Consider the following 1,001-nt stretch of genomic DNA (forward strand, 5'->3'; position numbering starts at 1 on the left):
GCCTTGCGTCGTTCGAGGTGGGCGGCGCGCCGGGTGGCGACAGCCTTGAGTCGTTCTGCGATGGTCATATCGGTTTCCTTGGGGCGAGATGCGCTCAAGTGCACGACGGGCATAGCCCCGTGTGCGCTGTCATGCGATTTGATGGATTGAATGGCGGCGTCGGCGCTCGCCGGGATGGTGACGGCACTGATTTCGAAGAGCTCGCACGCCTTGATGAGAAAGCCGCCGGTTGAGCGGTCGAACTCCGCGTCGATGGGGCGAAAGCCGATCGACAGTCCCGGCACGAGCCCCGCCTTGATCAGGTTGTAGGCCTCGTCGATATAGGCCGCAGTACCTGCCGGGGCGATGTCCGCCTCGACTTCGACGCCCGCCTTCGTCACAGTCAATTTCTTAACGGTGCCGATCGGCCGACGCGGGTCGTGCTGCCACAGCAGCGGAAACGGCGTCTTGAACTGGATGCCGTCCGGCACGACCACATCGCCCACGCGATCAGGGATGGGCGTACTGGCAATACCGGTGAGCGTGCGGGAATCCTCGTCGAGACTTTTAACCTGGAGCCGGGAGAACGCTTTGTTCGACGGTGCGGGCGCGTTCTTCGCGACGAATTGCGTTAGAACTTGGGTTGATCGATAGTAATTGTGCATCGATGCGGTATATCACGCATTTAATGCAATTTCAATGCCTAGATGAAGAACATCTGCGGTTCTTTCTGCGCTTCCTCCGCATGAAGTTGCGTTGCGCCCACGGCCATTGCCAGCGCCACCATCCCGTCAATGCGTCCCGTGGCTTTTTGCTTGGTGAATTTGCGGTTGCCTGCAGCATCTGCTTCTGTCACCGCGTTGACCGCGCACATCGTCAGCACCGGATGCTTCCCATGACGCAGCTTGCACGCAAGCAAGCGAGCTTCAAGTTCGCGAATGGCAGGCGACATCGATACCCAGCCCTGCCCAAAATCAACAAAGCGGCTTAACTGCTCCTCGGTAAAACCTGCGCGTGCCAGC

At 59.6% G+C, this 1,001-nt stretch carries 2 protein-coding genes; both read right to left on the bottom strand.

From position 1 onward, the window contains the following. Window positions 1-644: HK97 family phage prohead protease (locus QCE79_RS33000; protein ID WP_309851662.1), on the bottom strand; the 644-nt coding region annotated here is incomplete at its 3' end. 38 nt (window positions 645-682) lie between these two features. Next, on the bottom strand, window positions 683-1,001 hold a 319-nt coding region (locus QCE79_RS33005), incomplete at its 5' end, for a terminase TerL endonuclease subunit (RefSeq protein ID WP_404989465.1).

It is taken from the genome of Caballeronia sp. LZ003, from assembly GCF_031451465.1.
Classification (GTDB): domain Bacteria; phylum Pseudomonadota; class Gammaproteobacteria; order Burkholderiales; family Burkholderiaceae; genus Caballeronia.